This window comes from Halomonas sp. KO116, assembly GCF_000734975.2.
Lineage (GTDB): Bacteria > Pseudomonadota > Gammaproteobacteria > Pseudomonadales > Halomonadaceae > Vreelandella > Vreelandella glaciei.
The window spans coordinates 4274937-4288856 of sequence record NZ_CP011052.1 but is presented as its reverse complement, the minus strand read 5'-3'; the positions used below and the strand labels follow the sequence as shown (position 1 = coordinate 4288856).

At 51.4% G+C, this 13920-nt stretch carries 10 protein-coding genes and 1 pseudogene; 4 read left to right on the top strand and 7 right to left on the bottom strand.

The window, feature by feature from the left end; genetic code table 11:
- Positions 1–28: 28 nt before the first annotated feature.
- Positions 29–460 carry a hypothetical protein gene (locus tag KO116_RS19590; protein ID WP_035565920.1) on the bottom strand — a complete coding sequence of 144 codons (432 nt, stop codon included), beginning with the start codon at positions 458–460 and terminating at the stop codon, positions 29–31.
- 37 nt (positions 461–497) lie between these two features.
- Here KO116_RS19590 and KO116_RS19585 point away from each other — a divergent pair, with 37 nt between their 5' ends.
- On the top strand, positions 498–1664 hold the full coding sequence (locus KO116_RS19585) for a MalY/PatB family protein (RefSeq protein WP_035565885.1): 1167 nt from the start codon (positions 498–500) through the stop codon (positions 1662–1664).
- Positions 1665–1680: 16 nt separating this feature from the next.
- Here the strand turns inward: KO116_RS19585 and KO116_RS19580 are convergent.
- Together KO116_RS19580 and KO116_RS19575 are read right to left on the bottom strand one after the other, a co-directional pair.
- A pseudogene (locus tag KO116_RS19580) lies at positions 1681–2624 on the bottom strand (co-chaperone YbbN).
- A gap of 207 nt (positions 2625–2831) precedes the next feature.
- Positions 2832–3671 (bottom strand): SDR family oxidoreductase, encoded by an 840-nt coding sequence (locus tag KO116_RS19575; protein ID WP_442905777.1) that lies wholly within the window; start codon positions 3669–3671, stop codon positions 2832–2834.
- A 337-nt stretch (positions 3672–4008) separates the two neighbouring features.
- On the opposite strand from KO116_RS19575, the gene KO116_RS19570 reads away from it, so the two are divergent.
- On the top strand, positions 4009–4947 hold the full coding sequence (locus tag KO116_RS19570; protein WP_035565890.1) for a LysR family transcriptional regulator: 939 nt from the start codon (positions 4009–4011) through the stop codon (positions 4945–4947).
- Between the two features lie 93 nt (positions 4948–5040).
- On the opposite strand, the gene KO116_RS19565 is transcribed toward KO116_RS19570, so the two are convergent.
- The 3 genes from KO116_RS19565 to KO116_RS19555 form a co-directional block, all read right to left on the bottom strand.
- On the bottom strand, positions 5041–8979 hold the full coding sequence (locus KO116_RS19565; protein WP_200897112.1) for a hypothetical protein: 3939 nt from the start codon (positions 8977–8979) through the stop codon (positions 5041–5043).
- 248 nt (positions 8980–9227) lie between these two features.
- Positions 9228–9518 (bottom strand): BrnA antitoxin family protein, encoded by a 291-nt coding sequence (locus KO116_RS19560; RefSeq protein ID WP_035565896.1) that lies wholly within the window; start codon positions 9516–9518, stop codon positions 9228–9230.
- Positions 9478–9762: a BrnT family toxin gene (locus KO116_RS19555; RefSeq protein ID WP_035565899.1), complete on the bottom strand. Its 285-nt coding sequence runs from the start codon at positions 9760–9762 to the stop codon at positions 9478–9480. The genes KO116_RS19560 and KO116_RS19555 overlap by 41 nt, the downstream gene beginning before the upstream one ends.
- Positions 9763–10734: 972 nt before the next feature.
- On the opposite strand from KO116_RS19555, the gene KO116_RS19545 reads away from it, so the two are divergent.
- Together KO116_RS19545 and KO116_RS19540 are read left to right on the top strand one after the other, a co-directional pair.
- Positions 10735–11058: a type II toxin-antitoxin system RelE/ParE family toxin gene (locus KO116_RS19545; protein ID WP_035565904.1), complete on the top strand. Its 324-nt coding sequence runs from the start codon at positions 10735–10737 to the stop codon at positions 11056–11058.
- A 26-nt stretch (positions 11059–11084) separates the two neighbouring features.
- Positions 11085–11378, top strand: coding sequence for a helix-turn-helix domain-containing protein (locus KO116_RS19540; protein WP_035565907.1), 294 nt, complete (start codon positions 11085–11087; stop codon positions 11376–11378).
- A 96-nt stretch (positions 11379–11474) separates the two neighbouring features.
- Here KO116_RS19540 and KO116_RS19535 read toward each other — a convergent pair whose 3' ends face one another.
- The gene (locus tag KO116_RS19535; protein WP_442905827.1) at positions 11475–13775 is read right to left on the bottom strand and encodes a TOTE conflict system archaeo-eukaryotic primase domain-containing protein; all 2301 of its coding nucleotides are present in this window, start codon (positions 13773–13775) and stop codon (positions 11475–11477) included.
- Positions 13776–13920: the final 145 nt, after the last annotated feature.

Genomic DNA, 13920 nt, shown 5'->3' with positions numbered 1-13920 from the left:
TGGGTGCTGTCAGGGTGCGCTTTTTTAATTAAACCAAGCGCAGGCCTTGCTGGTCACGCCAGGCGGCCTCTAGCGCCTCTTGCAGAGGCGCTTTCAAGTGCGCGGGAAGTGCCTCATGAGCCGCTTGCAGTGAATCAAACGAGCGGTTGCGTAGCCAGCAGTACGCCCAGGCGCAGGCTTCGGCGTCGCTATCAGGGGTCGGGCGAGCGGGCATTTGATTGAGCAGAAAGACCGCAGTGCGCGGCGCCCATAGCGGCATTTCACCTAGCTCATCTTGGCTCCACTGCTCCAGGGTAGCGCCGCTGGGCGTGGCGTCGGGGGTGCCTAATTTAGCTACCCGTGCTGTTTCGGCCAAAATGAGCGCTAGCTGATCCGTATTCGCTTGCCCAAGCGAGCGCCATTGCCGCAACAGCGCCGATAGGCCCGCCCGCATCTTGGTATAAAAGTCATCTTGCGGCATGCTTGGCATCACCCCTGTTCAATAAGTGAGATTTTTCATGGCCTACGATTTTGCCACGCCTGTGGAGCGACGCCACCCAGAAGGTGGTTGGGCATCACAAAAATGGCACCGCTACGGCGACGACGTATTACCTCTTTGGGTCGCCGATATGGATTTTCGCTCTCCACCTGCGGTAATTGATGCACTGCAGGCGCGCGTGGCCCACGGTGTCTATGGCTATGGCGAAGTGCCCGCTACGTTAACAGAAACCCTGTGCCAGTGGAGCGCCCACCACTATGACTGGCCCATTCAGCCGGAGTGGCAGCAGTGGTTGCCAGGGGTAGTACCTGCCTTGCATTTGGCTGCGCTCGCGCTGACCGAGCCAGGTGATGGTGTATTAACAGTGATACCCATCTATCCGCCGTTTCTAGCAGTGGCAGAGCGCACCGGGCGTCTGCCCCAGCAGGCGATGCTCCAAGCGCCTTCGAATCCCGGTGAGCCTTGGCAGCTCGATATTGACGCCCTGGAGGCGGCGATTACGTCGCGTACCCGTCTGTTGCTATGGTGTCACCCCCACAACCCGACAGGGCGCGTATGGCATCATGAAGAGCTTGCTGCGCTGGCTGAACTGGTAGAGCGCCATGATCTTTGGGTGGTATCCGATGAGCTTCACTGCGACCTGCTATTAGATGAAGGCGCGTGCCACCGGCCGCTGGTGGCGGCATTTCCTGAGCTGGCCAAGCGCACCATCACCCTGTGGGCGCCCTCTAAAACCTTTAATTTGGCCGGGTTGACCAGTGCTTGCGCGTTGATCCCTGAACCTGCTCTACGTCAGCGCTTTGCAGCCGCAGCAAAAGGGCTGCTGCCCGATAGCAACATACTCGGCTTGGTCGCGGCGGAAGCGGCTTATCGTGAAGGTGAATCGTGGCGGCAGGAGCTGTTAAGCGTACTACGCGAGCATCGTGCGACGCTGGAGGCGCGAGTGGCTGGCTGGCAGGGCGTTCGTTGGAGTGCGCCGGAATCAACGTATCTAGCCTGGCTGGATATACGCGAGGCGGGCCTAGGCAATGCGCCCCATAAAAGGCTGCTGAAAGAGGCGGGGGTGGCTCTTTCAGACGGGGCGGCCTTTGGCTGCCCCGGCTTTGTGCGGCTTAACTTTGGTACCACCGCTTCCCAGCTGGAAGCGGCGCTGTCTCGTATGGATTCCCTGCTGAAGCGGGATTGAAAGCCTTCAGAAGACCTTAGTACAGCATCGCAAAAAGCTTACGGCGGTAAGCAACGGTCAGCGGGTGGTCGGCGCCCAGGGCGTCGAATACCTGCAGTAGCGTTTTACGCGCTGCGTCATCGTTATAGGCGCGATCCTGCTTCATCAGCGCCAGCAGCGCCTCCAGCCCTTCATCATAATGACCGTCGGCCACTTGGCGCAGGGCGCGCTGGTACTGCGCTTCGCTATCGGTGCGATCGCCCAGGGCTGCGATCTCTTCGGCTGAGAGCGCCTGTTCGCCAAACTCAATGCTGGCGCGCACGCCACGCGCGGGAGCCGCATCGCGCTCTTCCGGGGGCAGATTATCCAGTACTTCACGCGCCTCGCTGCCACGTCCTTCGGCTACCAATGCCCGGGCGAACGCGACTTGATAAGCGTAGTGTTCCGGGTACTGCCCCATCAAGGTTTGATAAATTTCGCGCGCGCCCGCGATATCGCCTGCCTGCAATGCTTCTTCCGCCTGCTCTTCTGGGGTGGGGGCGCTTCGCCGGGGGCGGGGAAGTAGCGATTGAGCCACTCGCGTACTTCTTTCTCCGGTAGCGCTCCCTGGAAACCATCCACCAAGCCGCCCTGGCTAATCAGCTTCACATCGGGCACTGAGCGCACGCCCAGTTGGCCGCCGATTTCTGCATTCGCGTCTATATCGAGCTTGCCGAGCAAAAAGGCGCCTGCGTATTCCACTACCAGTTTCTCAAGCACTGTGAGCAGGATGCGACTGCTATCGGTGGAAGGCGAATAGCAGCCCATCAGTACCGGCACCTGCATGGACGCTTCCAGCACCTGCTGAATATTGCCTGCGTTCAATTCAATAATGACATCTTCAGGACGCACCGCCACACGCTCATCGGTAGGTGCGGTAGCATCGGTATTTCCAGTATCCGCGGTGAGCGGCTTACCTGAACGGGGATCAATAATCGACATGGGTAGACTCGTCAGCAAAAAATGAACAATAGTTACCCATGATATGCAGGCATGCCCCGGTGGATTCAAGGAAAAGGCGGGAAATAAAACTCACTGCCAGTGGGTTTCAAACTACGTGAACCTGGTAAAACAGCAACAGGGCGCGGTTAGGCGCCCTGTTGGAGCTGCTGTTTCTGGCATTTTTTCTGAAATCGTTTCTGAAATTGCTTAAGGGATGATGCGCTCCGCGCGTAGGCGGGCGAACAGGTCGAAAAACGCTGCGCGTGTTTCGCGGAAGTGGTCAAAGCCGAAGTCACGAGACTTGGTGACGTCGTTGACGCACTCAAGCTCGCGCCCCAGGTCGGCATCGGTGTGCCACCAGGAAGCCAGTTGGGTGACATCGGCTTCAACGAGCTCGTTTTGCTCGGCAATCTTAGCCCAGGTAGGCGCAATGTCAGCCATCTGGGTTTCAAGCGGCTGAGGAGTTTCCGGGCAGTCGGCGACTTTGAGCTCGAAGAATTCGCCAGTTTCATGCCACAGTCGACGCCAGCGGAATACATCGCCATTGACCGTGTTAAAGGCTTCATTATGGGCACCGGGCGTTGTGGCTGCCCACTCCATCTGCCGCGCCAGCACGAGAGAATCCGTTAGATCGGTCAAGGCGTTCCACTGCACCTGCGAGCCAGGGAAGGTGAACGGTTGACCCGTTGCCTTGCAGATAGAGGCGTAAACCGCCAGCGTCACGCCCATGTTCATGGCGTTACCGCGGGCATAGCCGATCACCGTGTGCGGACGGTGAACGTTCCAGCTAAAGCAGTCCCGCTCCGCCGTCGCGAACATGATGTCTTCGAGGGTGTAGTAAAAGTTCTCGCCAAGTACCCGGGGCGCTGATTCACGAAACGGCGTCTCGGTCTTGCCGCTACCGTAGTTCTCGAAGGCACCCAGGTACTGCTTGGTGCCGGTCACCAACGAGACATGCGCCAAGCTTGCGCCCTGCAGAGCGTCGAGCAAGTTGTGCATCATTGCGCCGTTGGTCTCGACGTTAGCCTTTTCATTTTCGCGCCGCACCCAAGTGCAATAAAACACATGGGTGATGGGTAGCCCCGCTAATGCTTCAGCTGTGGCCTCGCGTTCTAGCAGGTCGGCAGCGACGGGAATGACCCCTGCTTATTCAGAAGGGCGACGAGATAATCCATAGACACTCCACCCGCTAGCGGTGAGGTAGCTGGCTAAGTTGCCGCCGGTAATGCTGTGCCTTTACGCATGGTTAACTCCTGTTGCAAACAAGATTTTCGGAACGGGCAGTGGAAATGTGCTTTGTGCCCGATGAAAAGCAGTCTGGTCGCCAAGGATCATTGCTACAATTGGAAAAATCGCAAATATTTATTGCGATAGGAGCAACTTGATGGATCTCAATGCGTTACGCATCTTTGAACGCGTCGCCGCGACAGGAAGTTTTACCGCCACTGCACGCCATTTTCATCGCGCCGTGTCGTCGGTCTCACGTCAGATTGCCTCTTTAGAGGAGGCGCTGGGCCAGCAGCTGTTCTATCGCCACACCCGCGCCGTAACGCTGACCGAGGCGGGCTGGCGCTACTATCAGGACGTTCGCGAGATACTTGAACGACTCGACCTTGCGACGGAAGCGCTAACGGCCCCTAATACAGCGCCTAGCGGCGTGCTGCGCCTCAATGCTCCCGTGGCTTTCGGCCAGCGTCAAATCGTGCCGATTCTGCATCACTTCCAACGCCGCTACCCGGCGATTAAAGCCGAGCTGAAGCTGACCGATCAACTGACTGACCCGGTACGTGAGGGCATCGATATCACCTTTCGTGTCGGCGAGCTAGCTGATTCCACGCTGGTCGCGCGCCGCCTAGCGTCAATGAATTACGTGGTGGCTGCCGCCCCCGCCTATTTGCAGCGTTGCGGCAGGCCCAACACCCCAGATGACTTAGAACAGCACGACTGCCTGCTCTACCAGGGCGAAATGGGCCGCCAGCGCTGGTACTTCCACCATGCTGAGCAGACGCAAGCCTTTGCTTACAAAGTCGACGGCAGCCTATATAGCAACGATGCCGAGAGCCTGGTGCGTGCAGCACTAATGGGGCAGGGGCTGGTGATGTTTCCCACCTGGCTGATCGCTGACGAGCTGGCCTCGGGCAAATTGCTGCCTCTGCTCGAAGCGTGGCGTTGTGAAGTCGTGCCAGGCAGGCGCGATATCCACGTACTCTACGCCCAGCGTCGTCTGCACACCCGCAAGGTGAGTGCTTTTCTGGATCATCTGTTTGAGATGGTTGGGCCTACGCCGCACTGGGATCGCTGGCGTGAGCAGCTGGCGGTTTAAACGTTGGGCGTTCAGGTATGAAACAGCCGCTACCTTTCGGTAACGGCTTTCTACTAAGCGTTAGTGCTGAATTGAAAAAAATATATTCGAGAATTAGGTCCTTTTGGATACGTCCAACACAAAAACATCTATTAGTTTTCTCAGCTCATCTGATAGCGTTTTTTCGATGCTGCTTTTAAGCTCATTCGCATTTTGGATGCTGTGCGTTGCGCGACCAGCCACTTTCTCGTGAGGCCCAAACCATAAAACTAGGTAAATCCCTTGATGCTCAGCGTCAGGATGGATTGAATAACGCTCATGGAGTTGAGTGGATGCAGCTGTGTAAAGCTCTTTGTGCCACTGCCCTTTGACCTCGATTACTAATAACTTACTAATATTGTTTATGATTTTTCTGCAAGATAAGTCGCATCGATTGGCATCCTGCATCTGCTTCTCTGGCTCAACGGTGATTCCTTGCGCTTTGAGAAGCAAGCGTAGTCTGTCGGCAATTCTAAGTGTTGCTGCGACTTCGCCAAGACGTTTTCCCTCTGCATAGTTCTGATAAAATACGTCTCTCGACGTTGTTTCGCTTCCATTCAGATCCGCTTGGTAGGTTTCAAGCTCATCAACCAAGAGTGCTCTTAAGCCCTCAACGGATACGATCTCGCACTGGTCTAGCAACTCGACAATTTTGGAGGGTGTTGGCGCCTCAAAATCACTTAGTGCTCGATTTTTAACTTGACCTGCATGAATACTCTTCAAGTCTTTGTGCATATCTGTAAAACGAGAATCTGCAATGAGTCTTTCAAGAACAGGGATAGCTTGTTCGGGAGCGACTGAACTGAGCTGCCAGATTATTTCATTCAAGAATCGATATGCCGTCTCCTCATTAGGGCTTTCCGAACCCCATTGGCTTGGCAGGTCTGTCTTAGGCCATTTATCTATGAAGGCATCTAAGATTAGCTCTATCTTACCTGCTGTTAACTTTGGCCAAGAAGGTGACTCATTAAAGCTCATTCGCCCAGACCGATGATTTAGCGACAGTACTGTGTTTTTATTGGCTTTGAGAAAAGACCAGCATGCCTCTGGTGGGTTATCCAGAAAGTACCATGCCCGCAAAAACCAAAAAATACGTTTTTGCTCAGTTGCTTCATCATCAGCTGAGATAGGTCTGAGAGTCGTAAGCTCGGTGCAACGCTCAGTAATGATATCTTCAAGTTCTTTGTGATCTGCATGATCAGCTGCAATTTCGAATAGCGTTTCTAGCGAACCAATATCCATCTCGCAAAAGCGCCTAAGCCATTCAATGGATAGCTTTGCGCGGGAATGGGCAAATACCTCATCACTACGCAACAGCCAAACTTCTGGATGCTTGCAACCAGGAATCTCAAGCTGCGGCTCAACATACTGACGGAGAAAGTCTCTGGCACTTGCAGTATTAGGAAAAATTAAACGATCAACTTCGGTTTTTAATTGATTACGTTCTTCTTCGTGGACGGCACTGTAGCCCATATGAATGTTCGTTCGTAGCGCTGTAAGGAGATAAATATCAACGCTTTCTAAGCTTCCTTTTGCACGTAAAATTTCCAAACAAGCAGCGAACAGTATCATTTCTGATTGTGTGCTCTTAAAAGCGCATTGGAGTTTAGCGAGTTTTTGTAGATTGGGAACCTCTGAAGCTATAAAATAAATGCAGTTTCTGAGCGCATTTCTAACAAGCGACTCGTCTCCAAATTCGTGATCAATTTTTTCTGGTTTGAAAAGAACTAGTTCTGCAAAGCGAGCCAAAAAACTAAAATCGCAGCCAGTTTCTACAAACTCACGATTGTCTTGAAGGTACTTGATATTCGTAGCACGGTTGCTTTCTCTTTTCTTACGGTGATGCCTTATTTTGCGGTTCCGCCTTCGGTTTGGTGCCAAGTGCTCACGTTTGAATTGTGCTTCAGCCCTGTTGTACTTAGCCCACTCCTTCATAAAAACAGGATTTGCTAATGCTTGTTGGCGCATATGGCAACGTAAGCTGTCAGCGCCTCGTTTTTCATCATTGCGATGATACTGATGTCTAGCTATGAAGCTTGCCCATAAGTCAGGGTTATCGATTTTAAAAGCTAGATCCACTAAAAATTTTTGATCAATGGTATTGAGGACAAGCCCCGAATGAGAGTGTAAGTCGAATTTATGTATCTCTGTTTCACGAATTTTTTTGCGATCGTTTAGTTCACCAAATACATGAGCGAGAATTCCTTGGCGCAGTTCATTATTTTCCTGCATAACTTGAACTGACTTGCTTTGATTTTTTCCAATATTTAAATGGAAATTAAGGTTTTTAACCCACGTCCATACTCGCTTTGGATCGTATGGAGGTTTGGTCAATAAAAAATAGTGATCTAGCATCAGTCCAATTATTTTACTTTTACCAACCCGGCAAACACACTCGTAAGGTTCTTTAGCACAGTGACAGATTAGATCATTAGTTAATTCATCTAATAGCAATTCGATAGTGGTTAAATCCATTGCGTCAATGAATTTTTTCACGAAGTACCGAGTTCCTACTACTCGTTCAAGGTGATCTATTTGACGTGGGTATAGATTTGCACAGACACGAAGGAAGCCTGTGAGATATTTGATCGTAAAAAAATCTGCTCTCAGTGTTTCGATTGTTTTTGCAGCAATCCTCAGGGAGGTGTTGCTTGCTTCGAAAATTAGAACCGCTAAGTCAGCGTGATTGTCGTGATCTGCTAAGTCGAGCAAGCACTTATTAGCTAGTAATCGAGTGTTCTCGCTTTCGTCCTTCGCCAACGCTAGTTGGCGTAATTCGGCACTTAATTGATTTATCACTGGAGATCCAACCAAAAGCTCTAGGATCAAATCTCGTAAGTGCCCTTCAGCCCCGCTCATCAAAAGCGGCCTAATGTCGTTTACCACTTCTTCAGTAAAAAATCCTGCAACACTGAAACGGCGCCAGAAGTCGCCTCTGCGAAAGTAAGGGTCTTTGCTTTCGATATCCTGCAAGCAGTTAAGAAGCATGCGCTTGGAAGAAGGGGCGAGCTGTGAAGGATCTCCATTAGCGAGCACTGCATAAGCATCTAAGTCGATAGCGGTTTCTTGAATTGACTTATTACCCAGTGAAGCCATCCAGCCAAGTAGGCCTCTCAGCTCGTCCCGCACTGTGGAGTTTGGCGCAATGATCGCTAGGCACTGATGAAGCGTCAGTGGATCTGTTGAGGATGCTATGCGTTTAGTGAGGTAATTGGCTGCGCAGTATTCGGAAATAATCTTGTGAGCTGGGCGGTGTTGATCCGCACTGTCACCTGGCTTGAAGAGACGAGTTGAGAGGATGCTATTAGCCATGGTTTCGCTATCAACGAGCGATGCGAGTATAGGGTATATTCTTGCTTCAAGAGCGTCGTGTGTGCCAATGCCTTCGGCCCCAGACAAAAGGAGTTTTGCAAATACTTCGGAAGCAATCTCAATTTTTTTAGCAAAGGGTAGTGAGCTTTTTATGGAGACTTGCTCATTAAGTTCTTTTGCTAAACCTTCGACCGCACGTTCAAAGATCGAACGTTTGTCCGTAAAACGCCGCCCGCTCTGAATATAAGCTTCAGTAAATAGTTCAAGAAATTGCGGGTTGGGAAGTAGTATGTCTAGGTCAAAGCGAGCGATTTCACTGTGAAATGCTATAAAGTCTTCCGCTGGCGCATAATGCTCGAAAATCGCACGCTGCTGCACCAGGTCGAACTCGCATAAGCGGACTACTAAAGGAGTTTGGCCGAGAAAGTCTTTGAATGCATTTGTTGCGGTGTTATCCCACTCGCTAGAGCGGCTAGACACCACCACATACGCTGGGTTGGTAGCAGAGGCTTTACCCAATAGTTTATAAATGCCTGAGGCGTCTATTTTTGCTAATTCGTCAAAGGCATCTATGACAAGCGGCGCATTGCTTGCTTGCGCGCCCATATACCAAAATTTGTTTGCCGTAACGGGTGTCGTTCCTAGCTGGCTGGCAAGACTGCCTAATAGCTTTGTCTTTCCCCCACCTGGTTCCGCCAGCACAACAATGTACCTCGACGCGGCTAGGAGCTCCGATTCGCTATAGAAGCCCTGATCATCGACAAGTTGGCGTGGGAGGTAGAAGGCTGAATTCATGCGCCCAATATATGGTAAAAAGTTTACCGCTTCTATTCATATCCTTAAGTTAATTCAGTGTTCACGAAATGCTTATATAGCCACAAGCCGCTACCTTTCGGTAACGGCTTGGCGCTTTCTGGTTCGTCAGCTCAGCTCTGGTGGGTAAGCCAGGGTTAATTTAACTCGTTAACGCTGTGCTCTTTTAGATATTGTCGCAGAGCCTGATTCATACGGGTTTGCCAGCCTTTGCCTGTTTTACGAAAGGCATCTACGACATCTTGGTCATAGCGAATTTTGACCGGCACCTTACGTTCGCTTTCGGGTATAGGTGGACGCCCTCGACCACGTTTGATCAAGGTGTCACCTTGGTATTGGTGTGCCCCTTCAAACCATTCGTCAGCCAGTTCGGGAGCATCGTCAGGATCAACCCAGGTGGTGGGTGTAGCGTTGTCTTTCGCGCTCATTGGCATACCTCATGGAAATGATGCGGCGCTTTTTGCCTCTTGGCGTCCAAACAATAATGACAACTCTCTCTGATAGTGTTCCGACCGTGATAATCCGTTCTTCACCATAGTTCTGTCGGTCATCAATCATCGCTAGTGTCTTGCCCGCGAAGACCGTGGGTGCATCGTTAAAGTCGAGGCCGCGATGCGCCAATGTGGCTTGCTGTTTTCTGAAGTCATATTCGATGTCATGGCCAGAAGGCATCGGCGGCTCCCTTGGACTATTTTTATTGTACCCACGGAAAATAAAAAGACAACAGGCCTTAATGAGGTGCTCGGCCGTCTTTTACCTAGATAATAAGCTGATGTTAGGGCTGAACCCGATGACTTTTCTGAGTCTTCTTCCCAAATTTAAGGCACAAAAAAGCCGCTACCTTTCGATAACGGCTTTCTCTGTTTTGGGTAGCGAAGTTCGCTGGCTTTAAAATAAAAGCGAACCGATGACCTTCTGGGGGGATGAGACGCTGAACCCGACCGCTTTTCTGAGTGCTCTCACCGAACGCCAGGCAATAAAAAAATGCAGACCAGTAAGTTGCTGATCTGCATTTCAAAATATTGGTAGCGGGGACCGGATTTGAACCGATGACCTTCGGGTTATGAGCCGGATTGATTTGATTTCCTTAGCATTGCTTTATTTGTTGTTATTTGTCAAAAGTAGCTGCTATGTAAGGGCTTTCGTCGGTTTTTGAAATGCTATTTAGGTAATTTAAGGTCAATTTCGCACGCTAAAGAGTGTCACAAAATAAAATGTAAAATTTACAGCATAAATGACCGTTAGGCTGCTGCTGAGGTCGGCAGCGGGTTAGCCGGACTCTGATACCGGCGAGACTGGCATCATAAGTTTTGTCAGAACGGATTGTTTGGTATGCCAGTTCCCGTGAGATGGCGCTGGGCGGATGTTCCAATTGTCGGGCGATGGTTCGGATTTAGTAGTGAACCCGCATCTGCATGATGGCGGCTCGGTCTTCAGTAGAGAGGTCGCAATAGCAGTGAGTCGTGGCAAAACCATACCGGAGGGTCAGATATTGCATTTGGTCATTGAGACCGCCAACCCAGGTGCGAATAGTCAACGGCATCTTATTGGTGATACGGCTACAGTGGAAGCAGCTTGAAGCATTCGATTGATGAGTTTATTATATCTGAACTGATATAAATTTATGGCAGTCAAGGAGCCAGCGTGGCGCGCAAGAAACCTGTTGCATTCGTTGGAGACTCGAAGGATCGGCTGCGCGACTTCTCTCTGGACGCCAAGCGAGAAGCGGGGTTTCAGATAGACAAGATTCAGGCTGGAGGCCAGCCGGACGATTTCCGCCCAATGCCAAGCGTTGGCCCTGGTGTCATGGAAATCCGCATTCGGGAACACAACGGCGCCTTTCGGGTCTTCTACGTGGCCAACCGGGGCGACGCGGTATTTGTGCTCCACTGCTTCCAGAAGAAAACCCAGCAGACCGCCAAAAAAGACATCGACTTGGGCAAGCAGCGATACAAGGAGCTGCCCTGAGCCCAACCACCAAGCGAGGTTAGAAAATGGCCATCGAGTATTACGACAGTGTGTGGGACGCCATCGAGGACACTCCTGAAGAGGCGCTGAACATGCGGCTGCGCTCCGAGCTCATGGCGAGGATTGCTGGCCGTGTAAGGGAGTGGGATATTACTCAGAAAGAGGCTGCACATCGTCTGGGAATCACCCAACCCCGCCTCAACGACTTGCTGAACGGCCAGATTAATAAGTTCAGTCTCGATGCTTTGGTCAACCTGACGGGGCCAGCTAACTTCCATCTCGAACTGGAGATTGAAGACGAGAAGGGAGTAGCCGCCTGAGAGTGACCAGATAAACTGGGTTCAGCTAGACAAGTGAAGAAGTTCTTGGCCTCAGTTCACTTGATGAGCTTTTAACGACTGACTGCCTCTCAAAGGCTAAAGCAATCTGGTTTGCCCAGAAGCGATAAACTTATACCCCATAGCCTTATAGCCTTTCTCACGCTTTCGGAACATTCGCTCAAGCATAGGCAGGCCAGTATCCAGGTAATCATAGACAGTGACTTCTAGTTTGCCTTCGGTGTCTCGATGGAGTCTGCCTGCATACTGTGACAGCGTTCCTTTCCATGCGATGGGCAGAGCTAAAAACAGGGTGTCCAGTCGAGGCAAGTCAAAGCCTTCTCCAATGTATTTCCCGGTTGCAACGATGACTTGAACCCTATGCAACTCTTTTTCTGCCAACTGGCGCTCTTTGACGCGCATCCCACCACGTAAGATAACTGACAATATGGATTCAGCATCCAGCAGTGTCGCCAAGGTCTCGGCATGTTCTCGTCGTTCCGTCAGCACAAGGCAATTTGCTTGGTTGTGCGCACAGCTTGCAACATCCTGAACAATGGCCTCATTTCGGGCGCTGCTCTGGGCAAGCCAATGGTAAACCGATGCGATATGGGGCCGCTCACTAGGCTGGCAGATGTGGGTGGGTGGCGTTTCGTGATGCTCTCGAACAATGACGCGTTGGATAAATCGGTTACTGTGTTGCGCCTGGGCTTTGTGACGAATGGGCCCTGCAACCATCAACATGATTTTTTGGTGGCCATCCTGACGATCAGGCGTTGCTGTCAAACCAATGACGTATCGAGCGCTGACCTCATTAAGCAACATCTCGTAACGTGGCGCTGAGATATGATGGCATTCATCGATGATGACTTGCCCGTACTCCTTGACCAGCTTCGAGACCGTATTGTCTTTCTTATTGATCAAGCTTTGGTAAGTGGCAACGTCGACCTGCCCAGTAGGTTTCTTTTTACCGCCGCCAATTACACCGATGGGCGCCCCCTCAAGGAAGGTGTCGAGTCGCTCCTTCCATTGATCAAGTAGCTGACGACTGAGCGTGAGGATCAGTGTGTTGACTTGCCGCCTGGTTATCACGCCAATAGCCGTTACGGTTTTACCGAAAGCGGTCGGTGCATGAAGTATTCCGGTATCGTGTTGGACAAGTGCCTGCACCGCCTTATCCTGGTCGCCACACAGCGTTGCTTTTAGGCTGACTCCAGGTAAAAACTGGCCTGATATTCTATGGTCATCAATGTCCACCGTGATTCCTTGTTCCAGCAGCAGATCTTGAAGCTCATCCAAGCAGCCTCTGGGAATAGAAAGATAACCTTGCTCAATATGGGCGCATGATATGTAGCGAGGGATGCCATGCGTCGAGAAACGAAGCGACTGTGTTTTGAAAAATACAGGATTAGCAAAGCTGGCCATTCGCTTTATTCGTGCCGCCAATGTTCCAGGAATGCCTAATAACTTTATATAAATGTGACTGGTCAGGATGAGCGTGATGCTTTCAGGACATCCAGAAAGCTTCCCTGTATCAACCGGTAACGTTGACTCCCACGGCAACACAGTATCTGCAGTCACACCGGAATTAGCCTCCTTGCCGATCAGCTCTTCAAGCTGAGCTGATGCAAGTGTCTGTTGCTGACTGAGCAGTGCCCATTGATCCGGGTATGGCGTAAAGTTGTCGTCGACGAAGACGGTGCATCCGCGACTTCGCGCCTCGTGTTGAAGCGGCAGGGCAATCAGATTGCCAAACCCACCATCAGGCATGGTGTCTTGGTTAGGAAATAGCCGGTCATAGGAGTCGAAGGATAAGCCTGGATGAAGCTCCATGGCCTTATCCAACAATTTGAATCCCAACCTCCTCGCTGACGAAGCTTGAACAGCTTCTGAAAAGAAAACCCATAGATGGGCACCCGCACCGGACCGAGAAATCTCCACAAGATAGGGTACGCCTTCACCACGACAGACCTGGGCTAGTGCACGAACATCCGCTTTCCAGTCCCCCTTATCAAAATCCGCCGCCAGCAAGTAACAAGAGCTATCCGGTAGTAAAGGGTAAAGGCCAGTCACGTGTTTGCCACACAGGTGGTCATAAACTGCATCAAAATCGAGGGGCTTGAAATTTTTGTGTCGACATTCTCCGCACTTGATCCGTGGTTTCTGACAGATGCCCGGCATCCACTCATTCGCACAAGCGACAGCATAGCCGGAACGGCCGCCGGAACTCTGCCAGCGAACCGCATAAACATCCTGCCTGCCTCGAAAGAGTTTTCGGTATACTTCGATTTTCTGGCCAGGGGTGAGTAGCGGTAAATCATGTCGGTTTGCAGAGCGATACAGCTCTTGCTTTCGAGAAAGGAGAGCAGCCTTTTCTTGCTCAAGCTCTGATAGTCTCAGCTCAATAGTGACGAGTTCTTGATCTGCGCGGATACCTACCTCGTGCCCAGTAAAGCTATAGGGGTCTACGGTTTAACAGGTTAGAGACGCTTATTTGTATTCTAGCTTATCGTCAGCACTCGGCTGACAGACCACACTCGTCACC